Origin of the sequence: Rhodococcus sp. SJ-3, assembly GCF_051918125.1 — a bacterium.
In the GTDB taxonomy this organism is placed as follows: domain Bacteria; phylum Actinomycetota; class Actinomycetes; order Mycobacteriales; family Mycobacteriaceae; genus Rhodococcus.
Genome location: NZ_JBQBGR010000002.1, coordinates 109,003 through 124,655, shown reverse-complemented (window position 1 = coordinate 124,655; position 15,653 = coordinate 109,003). Strand labels below are relative to the sequence as shown.

Sequence of the window (15,653 nt, the reverse complement as noted above, 5' to 3'; positions counted from 1 at the left end):
TTGGAGCTCCTGTTCGACAAGGACAACCAGGTCATTGCGTTGCGTGAATCCGATCAACCGCACGCATACACGGTTCGGCCTCAGTCTGCGCGGAAAGACACAGGACAGGTCATCATGTCGGCGACTGCGTTTACGCAGTTCTATGACATTGACACGACCATCAGCCGCCGATACAAGCCATACGAGCAAGACGGAATGCTTTGCATAGACCTCAAGGGTCCGAGCATAGAAATCGTGGGGAACCGCTCGAAACGCACTACGGATAACCATTCGGAGGGCGACGACTCTTAAAAGACTTCTGGCCTGGTCCCGTTGGCGCGGGGCCAGACCAGTAACCGGTCCGAGGACGCGGTTGATGACTGTGCAAGTCTTCTCCAGCGTAGCGGAGTCCCTAGGGACGCGTGTCTCTACTCCTCATCCTCGGGCCAACTACCTGATGAGGAGGGCCTCATGGCTCCTATCACCAGCGCGTACGGGATCACTGGTCCCGTACCGTTCCTGGATGTCGATGTCACTGTCGACAACAAGTGGTTCCTTGATCCACGGGCCATTCGACTCCACCAGCGAGCGGATCCCTTCGCGGTCAAGGCGAACGAGTGCACCGAGACGTTCTTCGAGGAAGTCCTCGATTGCGTCACCCGAGGAGACGTCCGGCGCGGACTGTGGCTTCTTGAGCAGTTTCCCGAGCCATGGGAAACCCGGTTGGGTCTTGCAAAGAGTGGGTTCAGCGGCCATGGCGGCGCTAGCGAAGTCGGATCCTGGATCTGGAGGTCACTCAATGAAGACCTCAAGGCCTTCATCGTGCTTGGTCTTTTCAAAGAGATCGAGGAGTTGCCGCTCTTCATAGAGGGCATCGACAAGGACATCACATCGGACATCACGACACGTATCATTTTCGACGCGCTGGCCGAGTTCACGTCCTACATGGTGGATCAATACCCGGAGTTCACGGCCGGTGAGCATCGAGTAGAGACGTTCGGGTGCCAAGCGTGGGATTCTTCAACTCGCGGCTGGGTTGTCAAAGCGTTCGAGCTTCCCGTTGCAGCTGGCAAACCTCTTCTTCTCGTTCCCCAGGGATGGGCACGTCAGAATCTGCTGATGTCTGCCTCTCGCTATTACGAGACGAAGGTGCTGGGTTACGCCCAGCTCGAGCGGGCGGTACCACTGAGCACAGGCAAGCTGCTCAAGACGCCGAAAGATCAGTTGAAGACCGTGCCGGGGCTGGGACGCGGCCGAGTCACCAACCTCGATGTCACTCGTCGAGCTCATGAGAACAACAACGATCTCATCGCTGAGTTCAAGCAGTTCGTCGACATGAAGTGGACGCCGCCCGACGGCGACCAGCGTATCGCGTAGGACTGTTGTCGCGGCGGGCCTTGGCCCGCCGCGACGTTTTTCGCCAACCTATGTCGACGGGGCTCGAGCAGCCTTCAGTCGTGAATGAGTCGACAATGTCCATGGTTTTTTGCGCTCACCGTGGTCACCCACTGGACAGCTCCACGATGCGATACGGGTTGTTGTTCTCATCGCACCAATCGTGTGATCCATTGACGCTTCTAAAGTTTCAATCGGTGTTCACATGGTGCGGTGCGCCTCGCACGCAGATCATCGGGTCGAACGGTCCACGCTCTGCTGGGCGGCACCCAGAAAGAGAACACCCCGAATGGGTGACGGACCGACGCACTCTCGATGACGGCGCCGAACCCTACACTGTCCACGCAGCGCAAGACGACCGGGAACGTGCGGCCCTGGCCGCGGCGGCCGGACGACATGAAGGGTGGCATTCCGATCGACCCCGAACTCGGTGAGTGCTGGAGACCTGGAACGCGCACCCACGAACTCCACCGCCCTGTCGTACCAGTGAGGCCGACGCGTGGGTGAGGCGTGGAACGAGGTCAGCCTCAAGGACGCACGAGGTTCACTCGACAAGGAGGTCTACGCCGTGGTCGAGGACCTCGTGAAGAACAAAGGGTGGCGCCTGCGGGCACAGGGTCACAAGTACGCGGTGTACTGCCCGTGTATCGACGGTCGGGCCAACTTCATCACGCTGCCAGGAACGTCGAGGAACCCGGGAAACGCCGCCAAGCGGGTGAAGCGCTCCGCATCACGCTGCCCGGATCGGCACGAACTGATGAAGTGAGATCAACCCTGTTGCCAATTGACAACAGATGCGGAAATGCGCATGCTGGAAGCATGTCCCCGACCGAATTCGAGCTTATTTTCGTGACCCCGGACCTCACCGGCCCGGGTGACGACCGTGTCGCGATGGTCGAGGAGCATCTGGACGTTGTGGTCGAGTCCCACAGCGGTCTCACCCTCGCGACCGTCACGGCGGAGGGCGCCGACGCGGTCACCGCGGCCCTGTCCGCGGCAGCTGTACTGTCCGCGTGTGGGCTCTCGCCAGTGCGGTCCTACCCGGACATGGTCACCCGCCAGGACATCGCTGACCGTGCCGATGTCTCACGCCAGGCGGTCGGCAACTGGGTGCGCGGGGAACGTATGCAGTCCGACCCTTTCCCCACCCCGGTCAACCTGGTCGGTGGCGGGGTCTGGTTGTGGGGCGATGTCGTCGCTTGGCTCCGGCGACACGGACATGACATCGAGGACCTGAAGTTTCCTTCGATCGCCGAGCATGCCCGCATCGACACTGCCCTGCTGCAGACTCCGACGCGCTCGGCGACGTTCGCTGGGCATGTGACCCTGTCCGGCGAACGGGCCACTGCCTTGTACGCCCCCTCCGTCAGCGCACCCCACCAGCACTGGGCTGGGGAGAGCTTCCAGTCGAGCTACGCCCTCGCCATATGAGCGCGACCCCGCAACCTCGCACGGTCACCGACGCCCGCGAGCTGCTCGAGCTCGCCGAACTCACCGACATCGTCTTCTACGAAACCTATGCGCGACGCACCCCGGACGGCGAGGACAACCCCCTGGACATCCAGATCGCGCTACGCCGTGAGGAATTCGTCTTCGAGATCCGCTGCCGGGCTACTGTCGCCGGCGCCGGGGGCGAATACCTGACCGACGCGTCGGCCGTGTTCACTTTGCACGAGCCGATCGAAGCTCCCGACACCGTCGTCGCCGAATTCGTCGAACGCGTCGGGGTGATGTCCGTCTATCCCTACCTCCGTGAGTCCATCACGCAGTCCGCGGCCAAACTGGGCCTCGACCGTCCCATCCTGAAACTGCTTCGCCCCGGCGATGTCCACGTCACCCCCGACGATCAGGGAGCGAACGCCGCTGGTTGACGTGCCGTGGTGGTAGCCGGATTCGCGTTCGCCTCAACTCGGCGGTGAGAGGGAGGATCGAGCCCTGCGACTCTGATATGCCGCGTCATTTCCTTTCGCCGAGCGGTTATCCATGGCGCCCAGCACATGTGCACAGCCGCTCTGCACCGGCGCTGTCGAGCCGAGGCAAAGCGGACGGTGCAGGAACAAGCGCTGGAGGCGGTCAACTAGCCGGAGATGTCGTCGTTTCGATGTGGCACAGCCGCTGCGAGCGGGTCGGTTTCAGGCGGGCCGAGTGAGCAGTGAGGCCAGATCGTCGGGGATCGGCATCGGGGTCATCAACCCCGCTGCAGTACGTCCGGTGTTTCCTTCGGGGTAGCGACCTATCGCTGAGCCGGGGGCGGCGACCAGGATCCTGATGACCTGGCCCATGGCCTCGCGGCGATCGCGCTGGCGCAGTGCGAGGCCGAGCATGGCGAGGTGGTTACGCGTGTGCGGCCAGGGGTAGGGCTGGGACAGGATGTGGGCGCGTTCGAGGTGGTGCCAGCGTGCGGTGTTGTCGTCGGTGTGGCGGGCGGCGGTCATTTCCGCGATGTAGACCGTGCGTAGAGAGTCGGGCATTCGGCTCATGGCGTGGAGTCCTTCCTGGTGGAGTCGAGGAGCAGTGCGCCGAAAACGAGGACGACACCGCAGGTGATGTAGGTGTCGGCGAGGTTGAAGGTGGCAAACCATCCAGTGTGGAAATAGTCGGTGACTTTGCCGTCGAGGAAGCGGTCGATGACGTTGGCGGTGGCGCCGGCGACGATCGCGGCGAGACCGAGGGTCTGGAGCGGATGACTGTGGGGTGCGGTGCGCCAGGCGTACACAGCGATCGCCGCGGTGATGGCCGCGGTGACGGTGAGAACGACGGCGGTGGGGAGCTGATCGCCGAGGCTGAATGCGACCCCGGTGTTGTAGGTCAGGCGCAGTTGCAGCAGACCGAGATCGAGTGCCCGCCCACCGGCTAGCGCGTCGCGTGCCACCGGATCGAGGATCAGCGCAAGAGCAGCCAGCGCGCCGGCGAGTATTACGAGACTGCCGCGTCTGCGACGCTGCCCGGCCGGGGCACCCGAGGGTGTGGCAGAGCTGTCATCCAACGTCATGACCTGACTCCGGTGGCCGGTTCCGGCATCTTTGTCGATTGTGTGGCGGCGGTGAGGGTTCGGGCACGTCCGGCGCGGACCCCGTTGGCGATCACGACGATCTCGGCGACCTCGTGAACCAGGACGACCGCCGCCAGGCCGAGTACCCCGAACAGGGCCAGGGGCATCAGGACGGTGATGATCGCGAGCGAGAGGCCGACGTTCTGCAACATGATCGTTCGTGATCGTCGGGCATGCTGCAGGGCTTGGGGTAGATGCCGCAGGTCCTCACCCATCAGCGCGACGTCGGCGGTCTCGATCGCCACGTCGGTGCCCATCGCGCCCATCGCGATCCCCAGATCGGCGGTGGCCAGGGCCGGGGCGTCGTTGACGCCGTCGCCGACCATCGCCGTCGGCCGTGTACCGCGGAGGCTGTCGATGATGCGGGCCTTGTCCTCCGGACGCAGATCGGCGTGCACCTCGTCGATACCGACATCGGCGGCCAACGCTCGTGCGGTGCGCTCGTTGTCGCCGGTGAGCATCGCCACGGTGTAACCGTCGCGGCGCAGCCCCGCAACGACGTCGCGGGCTTCGGGACGCAGTTCGTCGCGCACCGCGATCGCCCCGATCAGGGCACCGTCGCGTTCGATGAGCACCGCAGTGGCTCCGGCGTGCTGCATCCGCTCGATATCGGCAGCCAGAGGGCCCGGGTCGATCCACCCGGGCCGGCCCAGACGGGCAGGAATGCCGCCGAGGTGACCGGTCAGTCCGGCACCGGGGACCGCGTCGACGTCCTCGGCGGGGGTGTAGTCGTCGACGGCGGCGAGGATCGCTGCAGCGAGGGGATGTTCACTGCGGGCCTCGAGCGCAGCGGCGACATTGAGGACGTCGGCGCGGGTGGCGCCGCCGGTGGTGGCGACGTCGATGACCTCGGGGCGGTTGCGGGTCAGGGTGCCCGTCTTGTCCAGTGCGACGGTGCGGATCCGGCCCAACGCTTCGAGGGCGGCACCGCCCTTGACCAGGACACCGAGCTTGGAGGCGGCGCCGATCGCGGCAACCACGGTCACCGGGATCGCAATCGCCAGCGCACACGGGGACGCAGCGACCAGCACTACCAGTGCGCGTTCGATCCACACCAGCGGATCACCGAATACGCTGCCGATCGCGGCGATCAACGCCGCGGCGACCATCACCCCCGGCACCAGGGGCTTGGCAATCTTGTCGGCCAGGCGCTGGGCCTCGCCCTTGCGGGACTGCTCGGCCTCGACGATCTTCACGATCTTGGCCAGCGAGTTGTCCTGCGCGCCGGCGGTGACCTCGACCTCGAGCACGCCGGTGCCGTTGATCGACCCCGCGAACACCTCGGAGCCCGGTCCGGCCTCGACCGGCACCGATTCCCCCGTGATCGCGGAGGTATCCAGGGCGGTGCGCCCGGTGCGGATGGTGCCGTCGGTGGCGAGCCGCTCCCCGGGTTTGACGATCATGATCTCCCCGAGCCCCAACTCCGCGGGGGCGACGGTCTGTTCACGGCCGCCGCGCAGGACGGTGGCAGTGTCCGGCACCAGATTCAGCAGGGCACGCAGGCCCCGTCGGGTGCGAGTGACCGCGTACTCTTCGAGGCCCTCACTGATGGCGAACAGGAACGCGAGCATCGCGGCTTCGCCGACCTCGCCGAGCAGCACGGCGCCGACGGCAGCGATCGTCATCAGGGTTCCGACCCCGATCTTGCCGCGGGCCAGCCGCTTGAGGGTCGAGGGGACGAAGGTGTAGCCGGCGACGACCAGCGCCACCGCCTCGAAGCCCGTCCCGAGAGCGTCGGGCCCACCGGTGACGCGGACGATCAGGGCCGCAATGAGCAGGACACCCGCGGCGGCAGCGGCCCGGATCTCGGTGACCTCCCACCACTTGTCGGGCTCCTGGTCGTCTTCGCCCTCGACGCGGGGTTCGTCGGGGCCGCACCCACATGCGTCGCTCATGCCGTCACTCCCGTGTCGGTGTCGGTGCCGTAGTTCGGGCACAGCGCGACGGCGTTGCCCGTGGCGGCCAAGAGGGTTTCGGCCGAGGCCAGCAGGTCGAGCAGTTCCGGTCGGGCCAGCGAGTAGAACACCTGCCGGCCCTGCGGGCGGCCTTGCACCAGGCCGCAGTCCCGCAGGCATGCCACGTGCGCCGACACTGTCGATTGCGCCAATCCCAGCTCGCCGACCAGGTCCGCTACTCGGGATTCCCCGGCGGCGAGGCGGCGCACGATGGCCAGGCGGGTGCCGTCGGAGAGGCTGTGGAACAACGCTACCGCCGGATTCACTGCGTCGTCGGCGAGGCAACCGACTTCATTGATCGTCATATGACGATAATAACCGGATTCCATCGATATGAGTAGGGCGGAGGCGGCGCGGGGCTGTGCCTCGGAGTAGCGCCACACGGCTGACGCCCCCACGGGCCCGCGACGATTCAGGGTCCGCCTTGCCAGTTCGGACGCGCCACCCCGAAACGAAGGCGCACGCAGGGGCGCCTCAGCACAATCGAGCTTTTACCTGCGTTTTCGGCGCGCGAGAACCCGGCGCGGCACGTCCCGCTGCCCGCCTACCGGCGTCCGACCAAAATACTATCTCACGTAGTATTTCGGTCGGACGACAACGGAAGAGGGCCCATGTCCGCCAGAACTGCATGGTCGATCGCATGTCTATTCGCCATCGCCGTGCTCATGGTGGCGCTGTGGCCCCGACAGGAGGACCACGCCGTGACCCCAACGGATTCCGGGCTACATCCGACGGCGGTGTCCGCGCTGCCCGCTCCGGCCCGCAGCGCCGCGCCCGGCCCGGTCGCCACACCGCCCTGTCCGACCGGCACGGCCGCCGAGGCCGAGGGACCTCTGGCAGACGTCGCGGTGCAGTGTCTGGGCTCGGACCAATCCGTCGATCTCGGGAGCGCTCTGGCCGGGGAACCGGCTCTGCTCAACCTCTGGGCGTCGTGGTGCGGGCCGTGCCGGGAGGAGATGCCGGTGCTCGACGCCTATGCCCGCGAGCCCGACGCGGTGCGGGTGATCGGTGTCAACGTGCAGGACACCGGGTCCTCCGCCGCGGCGCTGATGACCGACCTGGGCATCGGTTACCCCTCGTTCGCCGACACTGACGGCCGGGTGCAGCAGGCACTGGCCGGCCCACCCGTGCTGCCGTTGACCTTCCTTCTGCAGCGGGACGGTTCGGTGGTCCGGATCGCCTCTCCCGCAGTGTTCTCCGACCCCGGGCAGGTCCGTGCCGCGGTGAACGGGCTGCTGCGATGACCGGCGCGACCCCGGCAGGCGGACAGGTGTGTCGCCTGCTGGGTCGAATGGTCCTTGCCGTGATGGTGCTGGTGGGGGTGAGCGCGTGCGGCACCGGATCCGACGCCGTCGCCCAGGGTGGCACCTTCGATTTCGTCGCCCCTGGCGGACAGACCGACATCTTCTACGATCCACCGGCAGAACGCGGCGCTGTCGGCTCACTGTCCGGCCCGGACCTGATGACCGACGGCGTGACCGTCGATCTGGCCGACTATGCCGGAGAGGTGGTCGTGCTCAACCTGTGGGGCCAGTGGTGTGCCCCGTGCCGCAGCGAAGCCGACGATCTCGAACGCGCCTATGAAGCCACCCGGGATCTGGGGGTGCAGTTTCTCGGCATCAACGTCCGCGACCCGCAACGCGACAAGGCCCAGGACTTCGTGATCGACAACAACGTCTCCTATCCCTCGATCTACGACCCGCCGATGGCGACCTTGACCGCCCTCGGCGGCACGTTTCCCACCAGCGTCATCCCGTCCACGCTCGTTCTCGACCGGCAGCATCGCGTCGCAGCGGTGTTCCTACGGGCGCTGCTGACCGAAGACCTGCAACCGGTCATCGAACGAGTGGCGGCCGAACAATGATCATGCTTGCTCAAGGAATCGGTGCGAGTTTCCAGGAGGCGGCCGCGTCCGGGCCACTGCTGTTGGCGGTGGGCGCCTGCGTGTTGGCCGGGTTGATTTCGTTCGCCTCCCCCTGCGTGGTGCCCCTGGTTCCCGGCTATCTGTCGTATCTGGCCGGGATCTCCGGAGCTGACGCACCGGCGCTGACCACCGAGGAACGGGCCACCACTACCGCGGTGCGTACCACGGGCCGATGGCGGGTCACCGGAGCGGCCGGCTTGTTCGTCGCCGGTTTCACCGTGGTGTTCGTACTGGCCACCGCCTCGGTATTCGGGGTCATCGGGGCGTTGCGGATCAACCAGGAGCTGCTCCAACGTCTCGGCGGGGTGGTCACCATCGTGATGGGCCTGGCGTTCATCGGCTTGATCCCGGCGCTGCAGAAAGACACGCGGTTCGCGCCCCGGCGTATTTCCTCGCTCGCCGGCGCCCCGCTGCTCGGTGGGGTCTTCGCGCTGGGATGGACACCGTGCCTGGGACCGACGCTGGCCGGGGTCCTGTCCGTGGCGGCCGGTACCGAAGGCACCACTGCCGCCCGCGGCGTGGTGTTGATCGTCGCGTACTGCCTGGGGCTGGGACTGCCGTTTCTCGCCTTGGCATTCGGCTCGTCCTCGGCCCTACGCAGCGTCGGATGGCTTCGCCGACATTCCCGCACCATTCAAATCGTCGGCGGCGTGATGCTCCTCGGGGTCGGCATCGCTCTGCTGACCGGAGCATGGGAGCTGTTCATCGCGTGGATTCGCGACGAGTTCGTCACCAGCACGGTACTACCGATATGACCGTCACCGACCGGAACCCGGCACCGACACCGCCGCTCCCGCAACCTTCTTCGTGGCAGCGCGCAGTCGCAGCCGCCCGGAACCTGTGGCGCCAACTCACCTCGATGCGCACCGCCCTGGTGCTGCTGTTCCTGCTCGCCGTCGCCGCAATCCCCGGGGCACTGCTGCCGCAACGCAACCTCAACGCGGGCAAGGTCGACGAGTACATCGCCGCCCGCCCGGTGCTGGGCCCGCTCCTCGACCGGCTCGAACTGTTCGACGTGTTCGCCAGCTTCTGGTTCACCGCCATCTACGCGCTTCTGATGATCTCGCTCATCGGGTGTCTGCTCCCGCGCCTGCGCGAGCATCTGCACGCGCTGCGCAGTGCTCCGGTCGCGGTACCGCGCAATCTGTCACGCCTGCCGCATCACCATCGGGGGTTCCTCGAGACCCCGGTCGATGCCACCGGCGCGCAGGTACAGACCATGCTGCGGCGCTGGCGGACGGTCACCCGCACCGACGACGACGGGAATCAGGAGATTTCCGCCGAGAAGGGGTACCTGCGTGAGGCCGGTAATCTGGTCTTCCATTTCTCCCTGGTGGGGTTGTTGGTGGCGGTGGCCGCCGGCCGACTGCTCGGCTACGAGGGCTCGGTGATCGTCATCGCCGACGGTGGCCCGGGGTTCTGCAACACCTCCCCGGCGGTGTACGACTCGTTCCGCGCCGGCACCGCCACCGACGGCACCGGACTCGATCCCTTCTGCCTGAGGGTCGAGGACTTTTCCGCCGACTACCTCGACAACGGCCAGGCGGAAATGTTCACCTCGAACATCTCCTACCAAAGCGGAGAAGATCTGGGCACCGGCCGCTGGCAGCAACACCGGTTGCGGGTCAACGAACCGCTGCGCCTCGGTGACGAACGGGTCTACCTCACCGGCCACGGCTACGCCCCCCGATTCACCGTGACCTTCCCCGACGGGCAGCAACGCACCGAAACATTGCAGTTCGCCCCGCAGGACGCCACCACGTTTCTCAGCAGCGGAGCCATGCGTTTCGATCCGCCCGGCGGTACCTATCCGGACCCGGACGAGCGCCGTCGCAACCAGATTGCGCTCGAAGGGTTGTTCGCCCCCACCGCAGCATTCGACGGCACCCTGCTGACCTCGGTGTTTCCCGACATGCGCGATCCGGCCGTGGCCATCGACATCTACAAGGGCGACACCGGTCTGGACACCGGTATCCCGCAGTCGATCTTCACGCTGAACTCCGAAATGATCAATCAGGGCCGGCTGGTCAAACAGGCCCGGGTCAATCTGCGGCCCGGCGAGTCGACGACACTCGCCGACGGCACGAGTGTGCGGTTCGACGGCGCCGAAGAATTCTCCTATCTGCAGGTCTCCCATGATCCCGCCCAGAACTGGGTGCTGGTCTTCGCGATCACGATGATGGGTGGTCTGCTGGCCTCACTCGTGATCACGCGCCGCCGGATCTGGGTGCGGCTGCGCCCCTACGGCACCGGCACCGCCCTCGAACTCGGCGGATTGGCCCGCACCGATCAGGCCGGATGGGGATCGGAGTTCACCACGATCTGCCAGCGCCTGCTTCCCGACACTGCTCTTCCTGCGCAGAAGGACCGATAACGCATGCCGATCGACGAGACCCTCGCCCACTACTCCGATCTGAGCTTCGAAACCGCCTTCGTTGTCTATCTTCTGGCGTTGATGTTGTTCGTCGCCGAGTTCGCGGCCGTGCGGGTACGCCGCACCGCGCCCGTCCTCGTCTCTGCCGCCACCACCTCCGCCGCCGCCTCGCCGGAAGTGCCGGGCCGGGTCGTCGAGCCGGTTCGGCGGCAGTGGTCGGACCGGCTCGGCCGCATGGGTGTCAGCGTGATCGTGGTGGCGTTGATCCTGCACCTCGGTTCGATGGTCCTGCGCGGGCTGGCCACTGCGCGTTTCCCGTGGGGCAACATGTACGAGTTCGTCACCGTCACCTGCGCGGTGGGGGTACTGGCCGGTCTGATCGTGCTGCGCCGTCCGGGGCTGCGCGTGCTGTGGGCCTTCGCTCTGATCCCGGTGCTGCTGCTGTTGTTCGTCGCCGGCACCGTGCTCTACGCCGACGCCGCCCCGGTGGTGCCGGCGCTGCAGTCCTTCTGGCTGCCGATTCACGTCTCGGTCGTGTCCGTCTCGAGCGGAGTGTTTCTTGTCTCCGGGGTGGCCAGCACCTTGTTTCTGCTGGCGTTGAGCGCTGAGAAGCGTCCTCACACCCGGCTGGCGCGATTCATGCAACGGCTCCCGGACGCCCGTGCCCTCGACCGGCTCGCCTATCGGACGACGATCTTCGCGTTCCCGTTGTTCGGGGCCGGGGTCGTCCTCGGCGCGATCTGGGCCGAAGCTGCGTGGGGCCGGTTCTGGGGATGGGATCCGAAAGAGACCGTCTCGTTCATCGCGTGGGTGATCTACGCCGCGTATCTGCACGCTCGGGCCACCGCCGGCTGGCGGGAAACCCGGGCGGCCTGGATCAACATCGTCGGCTTTGTGGCCATGCTGTTCAACTTGTTCATCATCAACATGGTCGTCTCCGGTCTGCACTCCTACGCCGGACTGAACTGAGCCCTCCCGGTACAGGGACATGGAGGGCGGGGCCTGCGCGTGCGTGGGCTACGTCGGGCTCCGCGCGGTCTGTGGACTTTGATCCCTCAGTGGCGGCCTTCTGTAGCTACTCCATGGCGGCGGCGTACTAAGCGGGTGTCCTGTGGCGAGGGCTAGAGCGGGTCGGCGGCTCACATGTGAGCGGTGGGGTTTGCGTCAGTCTTGTCAGAGGCCGAATGCTCCGCCGCTGATCAGGATGAAAGCACCCAGGCCGATCAGGACAATCGGGAACAGTATGTGTTCCCAGCGCTCCAGGATTTCGGCGATAGGCCGACGGGTGGCGACGAACTTGGCCAGGCCCACCAGTCCCGCCACCAGCACCAAGAACACGATGCAGTAGGCGACCACGGCTCCCGGGCCCACGTTGAGAAAGACGGGGACGTAGACGCCGATATTGTCCCCGCCGTTGGCGAAGGTCACGCCGGCTACGGTCCACACGGCGACGTTCTTGCCCTCGATCTTTGCGTCGTCGTCATCATCATCGTCCCCGCGCCAGGCCTGCCACGCGGCCCACAGTCCCAGGCCCAATGGGATCAGCCCGAAGTAGGGGATGACCTCCGGAGGCAGGAAGGCTCCCGCGCCCAGGGAGACGAGCACAGCGGCGCCGAGGATCCCGACGAATCCCAGATACTGGCCGACCAGGATGCGTGCGGTGGTTCCGCGTTGGCCCGCGCCGCGGGCGAAGAACAGCGAGAGGACGATGATGTCGTCGATGTTGGTGGCGATGAAAAGACCGATCGCCTGCAGGGCCGAGGACAGGATCACGCCTGCACCTTCGTGGCGTCACAGCCCGGCACTGAGCAAGCCGGGTCCAAGCAGGGGGCGTTCTCATTGACCGCGAGGGTGACCTCGACCAAGGAGGACAGCGACCGCGCCAAGTGCGGATCGGCGATCTCATACCGAGTCTGGCGGCCTTCGGGCACGGCCACGGCGATCCCGCAGTCGCGCAGGCACGCCAGATGGTTCGACACGTTCGAACGGGTCAACTCCAAATCCCGGGCCAGCTCCGCCGGGAAGGCCGGCCGCTCCAGCAAGGTCAGCAGTATTCGCGACCGCGTTGGATCGGCCATCGCCCGCCCCAACCGGTTCATCACATCCATACGAGAAGCGGTAGTCAGCATCTACTGAACTATACAGTAGATGCTGAACTCACCGAGAGGCCTTAAAACCTATCGATTTTCGACACCATCGACCGAGAACTCATTGTGATCTTCCCGCCTTAATGGCACGACTTTGCGAGCGGACTGACCGGGCGCCCGAAGTCCATCGGGTATCCGGGAGTCAATTGCGTCACGTTAAGGGCAGACAGGCCATCGACTATCCACACGAGACTCGTAGATGCCAAGCAGGTGATCATTGCTGGCGTGGCAAGCCGGCACCACGGGCGGTGGGCCTCCCGACAGTTTTGGCCCGGACAGTCTTCGATCGATCCGTACCTTCGAAAGCGGTGCCCTACCCTTGAGAAACTAGCGTGGCCGTAATCAGGAAGAACCGCCGCCGAATTTCCGAGGGGCATCAGTTCTTTGCTGTGCCCGCTCTGAGGGAGTCGATGGCGGCCTGCAACGCAGTGGTGGCGTCGTCGGCGACCTCCGCGAGTCCCGGCTGGTCGGCGACCTGCACCATCATCTGCGGGCTCATTGCGTCGACCACGACCGTATTCGGATCGTTCGGGTCGGTGCGGACCACGACGTTGCAGGGGAGCAGGAGCCCGATCTGCCGATCGACCGTCACTGCGCGATGCGCCAGCGGCGGATTGCAGGCGCCGAGGATGACGTAGTCCTCCATGTCCTCGCCGAGTTTCGCCTTCAAGGTGGCCTTCATGTCGATCTCGGTGAGCACTCCGAACCCCTGCTCGGACAGGGCCTTGCGGGTGCGCTCGACGGCGTCGTTGAACGAGGTGTGCAGAGTGGTCGACAGTGCGAGTGCCATGGGATGTTCTGCCTTTCTCGTGGGAGGGCCCTGATCAGGCCAGGGTGAGGAAGAGTTTTTCGAGTTCGGCCTCGGTCATGGGTTCCTTGCCGTCCTGCGGTGTGTCGGTCAGGCATTCCTTCAGGCCGGTCGCGACGATCTTGAATCCGGCGCGGTCCAGTGCGCGTGACACGGCGGCGAGTTGGGTGACAACGTCCTTGCAGTCGCGGCCCTGCTCGATCATCGAGATCACTCCGGCGAGCTGGCCTTGGGCGCGGCGCAACCGGTTGAGTACCAAAGCGATGCTGTCTTCGTCGCCGACCATGGGGACGTCCTTTCCTAGTCTTCACATCAGCGTACCCCCGGGGGTATCCGGACAGGGTATGAGGTGTGCGACCGCCGTCGCCCCGACCAACCACGATTGTGCCATTCCCGGTGTGCGGGTATTCGGCATCGAGGGTGCGGGACAGTTCGAGACCGCCGGTGACGTAGTCGTTGTGGATGTGTGTTTCGAGTACATGGGTGATGCGCACCCCGTGTTCGGCCGCCAGTTTCAGCACACGGTCAAGATCGCGTTGCGTGACGACGACTGCACCGACGTCGCCAGCGCTGATCAGGTAGGTAGCTACGGTCGCCGAGGCCGGAGGCTTCGATGATCGACGGATCCGATCAGCAAAGCGCGTTCGGGTACCAGACGTCCCACGGCGCTGCCGGCGAACATGCCGGCCAGTCGCCACTCGATCTGACGCCCGGATTCTCGGTATCGCACCCACCGCCGAGGCCACGCCGACGACGGGTCCGTGTCAAGTTTCGTAGCCGATCTGTTTGTGGATTCAGGCCGCGGTAGCCATCTGAGCGTTGTGGTCGGCTCGGGCTTCTGCGGGAGTGCGGTAGCCGAGGGTGGATGGAGCCGCTGTCGGTTGTGAAGCACCTCGATGTACTGCCTCACCTTGAACCTCGCCCGCATCCCCGGGCGGCGAAGATCAACTGGGCGCCCGGAACATGGCCTTGGATGTTCTCGTAGTCTTCGCGGACGTCTTGCACCGGCGCTCCGGACTCCCCCGCCTGGATCAAAGCGACCGTGTCGAGTTCGTGCATGGTGATTCCTTGGATCGGGTCTGTCGAAGAGGGCGACTTGCGGTGCCCGGAGGGTAGGTCGATTGCTTCCGATTCTTCCTGTCAGCCCGCCGCCACGGAGGCGCGACGGCGCCCTCCGAGTCGTTGCAGCGGGCAGTGCCCCCTTCGGCTGCAGGCATAGGTGACGCCGGCGGCAACCACCGTGAGTGCTGCTGCGGCGACCCCAACCCCGGGGTGGATCTCCTGCGCGAGGATGACCGAAGACATGATCAGCACGAACCAACCGAAGCTCTTGCGCAGGGTGTCCGGATCGACGAGCGGAGTCAGACGACCGCCGATCAGGCTGCCCACGACGGCAGCGCCGGTGACCATCGCCGCCAGGCGCCAGTCGATCTGCACGGTGGACAGGTAACCGCCGAGGCCGGCGAAGGACTTCATGGCGATCACGATCAGTGACGTGCCGACGGCAATCGGCATGGGCAGCCCGCCGAGCAATGCCAGGGCGGGCACGACGAGGAAGCCCCCACCGGCACCGACGAGTCCGGTGACCAGGCCGACGATCACACCGTCGAGGAGGATCTTGCCGACGGGCATCGCATGGTCGCCGTCGTCGCCGGCTGCCTTGTTCCTACGGCCGCGGAGCATGGCGCTCGCGGTGGCGATCATCATCACGGCGAAGCCGAGCAGCAGGACGGTGCCGGGGATGAAGCGTGAGAGCAGGCCACCACCGTAGGCGCCGACCATGCCGGCCAGTCCGAACAGAAGTCCGGTACGCCACTGCACGCGGCCGGCTCGGGCGTGGGAGATCGCGCCGACCGCACTGGTGACACCCACGACCAGCAGCGAGGTGGCAATCGCCTCTTTGGCGTCCATGCCTGCGACGTAAGCCAGAAGTGGGACGGTGAGGATCGAGCCCCCACCACCGAGCAACCCGAGGGTGACACCGACCAGGACTGCCAGCGCCACGGTCAACGCGATCAT

General features: G+C 65.8%; 20 protein-coding genes and 1 pseudogene. 10 read left to right on the top strand and 11 right to left on the bottom strand.

Features of this window, described 5'->3' with window-relative positions; translation table 11 throughout:
• The 5 genes from ACTDXD_RS27770 to ACTDXD_RS27750 form a co-directional block, all read left to right on the top strand.
• Positions 1 to 291: hypothetical protein (locus ACTDXD_RS27770; protein WP_440127917.1), on the top strand; the 291-nt coding region annotated here is incomplete at its 5' end.
• Between the two features lie 159 nt (positions 292 to 450).
• Entirely contained in the window at positions 451 to 1,356 is a 906-nt protein-coding gene (locus tag ACTDXD_RS27765; protein ID WP_440127843.1) for a hypothetical protein, read from the top strand.
• 517 nt (positions 1,357 to 1,873) lie between these two features.
• Complete coding sequence (locus tag ACTDXD_RS27760) at positions 1,874 to 2,140, top strand: hypothetical protein (protein WP_440127842.1); 267 nt, start codon at positions 1,874 to 1,876, stop codon at positions 2,138 to 2,140.
• 53 nt (positions 2,141 to 2,193) lie between these two features.
• Positions 2,194 to 2,805 (top strand): helix-turn-helix transcriptional regulator, encoded by a 612-nt coding sequence (locus ACTDXD_RS27755; RefSeq protein ID WP_440127841.1) that lies wholly within the window; start codon positions 2,194 to 2,196, stop codon positions 2,803 to 2,805.
• Positions 2,802 to 3,245 carry a hypothetical protein gene (locus ACTDXD_RS27750; RefSeq protein ID WP_440127840.1) on the top strand — a complete coding sequence of 148 codons (444 nt, stop codon included), beginning with the start codon at positions 2,802 to 2,804 and terminating at the stop codon, positions 3,243 to 3,245. Before ACTDXD_RS27755 ends, ACTDXD_RS27750 begins: the two co-directional genes overlap by 4 nt.
• A 261-nt stretch (positions 3,246 to 3,506) precedes the next feature.
• On the opposite strand, the gene ACTDXD_RS27745 is transcribed toward ACTDXD_RS27750, so the two are convergent.
• The 4 genes from ACTDXD_RS27745 to ACTDXD_RS27730 are packed head-to-tail and all read right to left on the bottom strand — an operon-like array spanning position 3,507 to position 6,686.
• Positions 3,507 to 3,854, bottom strand: a complete 348-nt coding sequence (locus ACTDXD_RS27745) for a DUF3703 domain-containing protein (protein ID WP_440127839.1) — start codon at positions 3,852 to 3,854, stop codon at positions 3,507 to 3,509.
• Positions 3,851 to 4,366: a signal peptidase II gene (lspA, locus tag ACTDXD_RS27740; RefSeq protein ID WP_440127838.1), complete on the bottom strand. Its 516-nt coding sequence runs from the start codon at positions 4,364 to 4,366 to the stop codon at positions 3,851 to 3,853. The genes ACTDXD_RS27745 and lspA overlap by 4 nt, the downstream gene beginning before the upstream one ends.
• Complete coding sequence (locus ACTDXD_RS27735) at positions 4,363 to 6,321, bottom strand: heavy metal translocating P-type ATPase (RefSeq protein WP_440127837.1); 1,959 nt, start codon at positions 6,319 to 6,321, stop codon at positions 4,363 to 4,365. Before ACTDXD_RS27735 ends, lspA begins: the two co-directional genes overlap by 4 nt.
• Entirely contained in the window at positions 6,318 to 6,686 is a 369-nt protein-coding gene (locus ACTDXD_RS27730) for an ArsR/SmtB family transcription factor (protein ID WP_440127836.1), read from the bottom strand. Before ACTDXD_RS27730 ends, ACTDXD_RS27735 begins: the two co-directional genes overlap by 4 nt.
• Positions 6,687 to 6,992: 306 nt before the next feature.
• Between ACTDXD_RS27730 and ACTDXD_RS27725 the strand changes: the two genes are divergently transcribed.
• Genes ACTDXD_RS27725 through ccsB form a run of 5 tightly spaced genes read left to right on the top strand, consistent with a single transcriptional unit; the run spans position 6,993 to position 11,648 of the window.
• Positions 6,993 to 7,625, top strand: coding sequence for a TlpA family protein disulfide reductase (locus ACTDXD_RS27725; protein ID WP_440127835.1), 633 nt, complete (start codon positions 6,993 to 6,995; stop codon positions 7,623 to 7,625).
• A 47-nt stretch (positions 7,626 to 7,672) separates the two neighbouring features.
• Positions 7,673 to 8,245, top strand: a complete 573-nt coding sequence (locus ACTDXD_RS27720; RefSeq protein ID WP_440127918.1) for a TlpA disulfide reductase family protein — start codon at positions 7,673 to 7,675, stop codon at positions 8,243 to 8,245.
• Entirely contained in the window at positions 8,242 to 9,060 is an 819-nt protein-coding gene (locus ACTDXD_RS27715) for a cytochrome c biogenesis CcdA family protein (protein WP_440127916.1), read from the top strand. Before ACTDXD_RS27720 ends, ACTDXD_RS27715 begins: the two co-directional genes overlap by 4 nt.
• Positions 9,057 to 10,679 (top strand): cytochrome c biogenesis protein ResB, encoded by a 1,623-nt coding sequence (resB, locus tag ACTDXD_RS27710; protein ID WP_440127915.1) that lies wholly within the window; start codon positions 9,057 to 9,059, stop codon positions 10,677 to 10,679. The genes ACTDXD_RS27715 and resB overlap by 4 nt, the downstream gene beginning before the upstream one ends.
• A 3-nt stretch (positions 10,680 to 10,682) precedes the next feature.
• The gene (gene ccsB, locus ACTDXD_RS27705) at positions 10,683 to 11,648 is read left to right on the top strand and encodes a c-type cytochrome biogenesis protein CcsB (protein ID WP_440127914.1); all 966 of its coding nucleotides are present in this window, start codon (positions 10,683 to 10,685) and stop codon (positions 11,646 to 11,648) included.
• A 204-nt stretch (positions 11,649 to 11,852) separates the two neighbouring features.
• On the opposite strand, the gene ACTDXD_RS27700 is transcribed toward ccsB, so the two are convergent.
• The 7 genes and pseudogenes from ACTDXD_RS27700 to ACTDXD_RS27670 form a co-directional block, all read right to left on the bottom strand.
• The gene (locus ACTDXD_RS27700) at positions 11,853 to 12,452 is read right to left on the bottom strand and encodes a cadmium resistance transporter (RefSeq protein ID WP_440127913.1); all 600 of its coding nucleotides are present in this window, start codon (positions 12,450 to 12,452) and stop codon (positions 11,853 to 11,855) included.
• A complete protein-coding gene (gene cmtR / locus ACTDXD_RS27695) occupies positions 12,449 to 12,808 on the bottom strand; it encodes a Cd(II)/Pb(II)-sensing metalloregulatory transcriptional regulator CmtR (RefSeq protein WP_440127912.1) in 360 nt (119 codons plus the stop codon). The genes ACTDXD_RS27700 and cmtR overlap by 4 nt, the downstream gene beginning before the upstream one ends.
• Before the next feature lie 394 nt (positions 12,809 to 13,202).
• A complete protein-coding gene (locus ACTDXD_RS27690; RefSeq protein WP_440127911.1) occupies positions 13,203 to 13,616 on the bottom strand; it encodes a DUF302 domain-containing protein in 414 nt (137 codons plus the stop codon).
• A gap of 34 nt (positions 13,617 to 13,650) precedes the next feature.
• Entirely contained in the window at positions 13,651 to 13,920 is a 270-nt protein-coding gene (locus tag ACTDXD_RS27685; protein WP_378563647.1) for a metal-sensitive transcriptional regulator, read from the bottom strand.
• 118 nt (positions 13,921 to 14,038) lie between these two features.
• Positions 14,039 to 14,252: pseudogene (locus ACTDXD_RS27680) on the bottom strand (MBL fold metallo-hydrolase); the annotation flags it as partial.
• Positions 14,253 to 14,540: 288 nt separating this feature from the next.
• Positions 14,541 to 14,693 (bottom strand): hypothetical protein, encoded by a 153-nt coding sequence (locus ACTDXD_RS27675; RefSeq protein ID WP_440127910.1) that lies wholly within the window; start codon positions 14,691 to 14,693, stop codon positions 14,541 to 14,543.
• Positions 14,694 to 14,774: 81 nt separating this feature from the next.
• Entirely contained in the window at positions 14,775 to 15,653 is an 879-nt protein-coding gene (locus tag ACTDXD_RS27670) for a sulfite exporter TauE/SafE family protein (RefSeq protein WP_440127909.1), read from the bottom strand.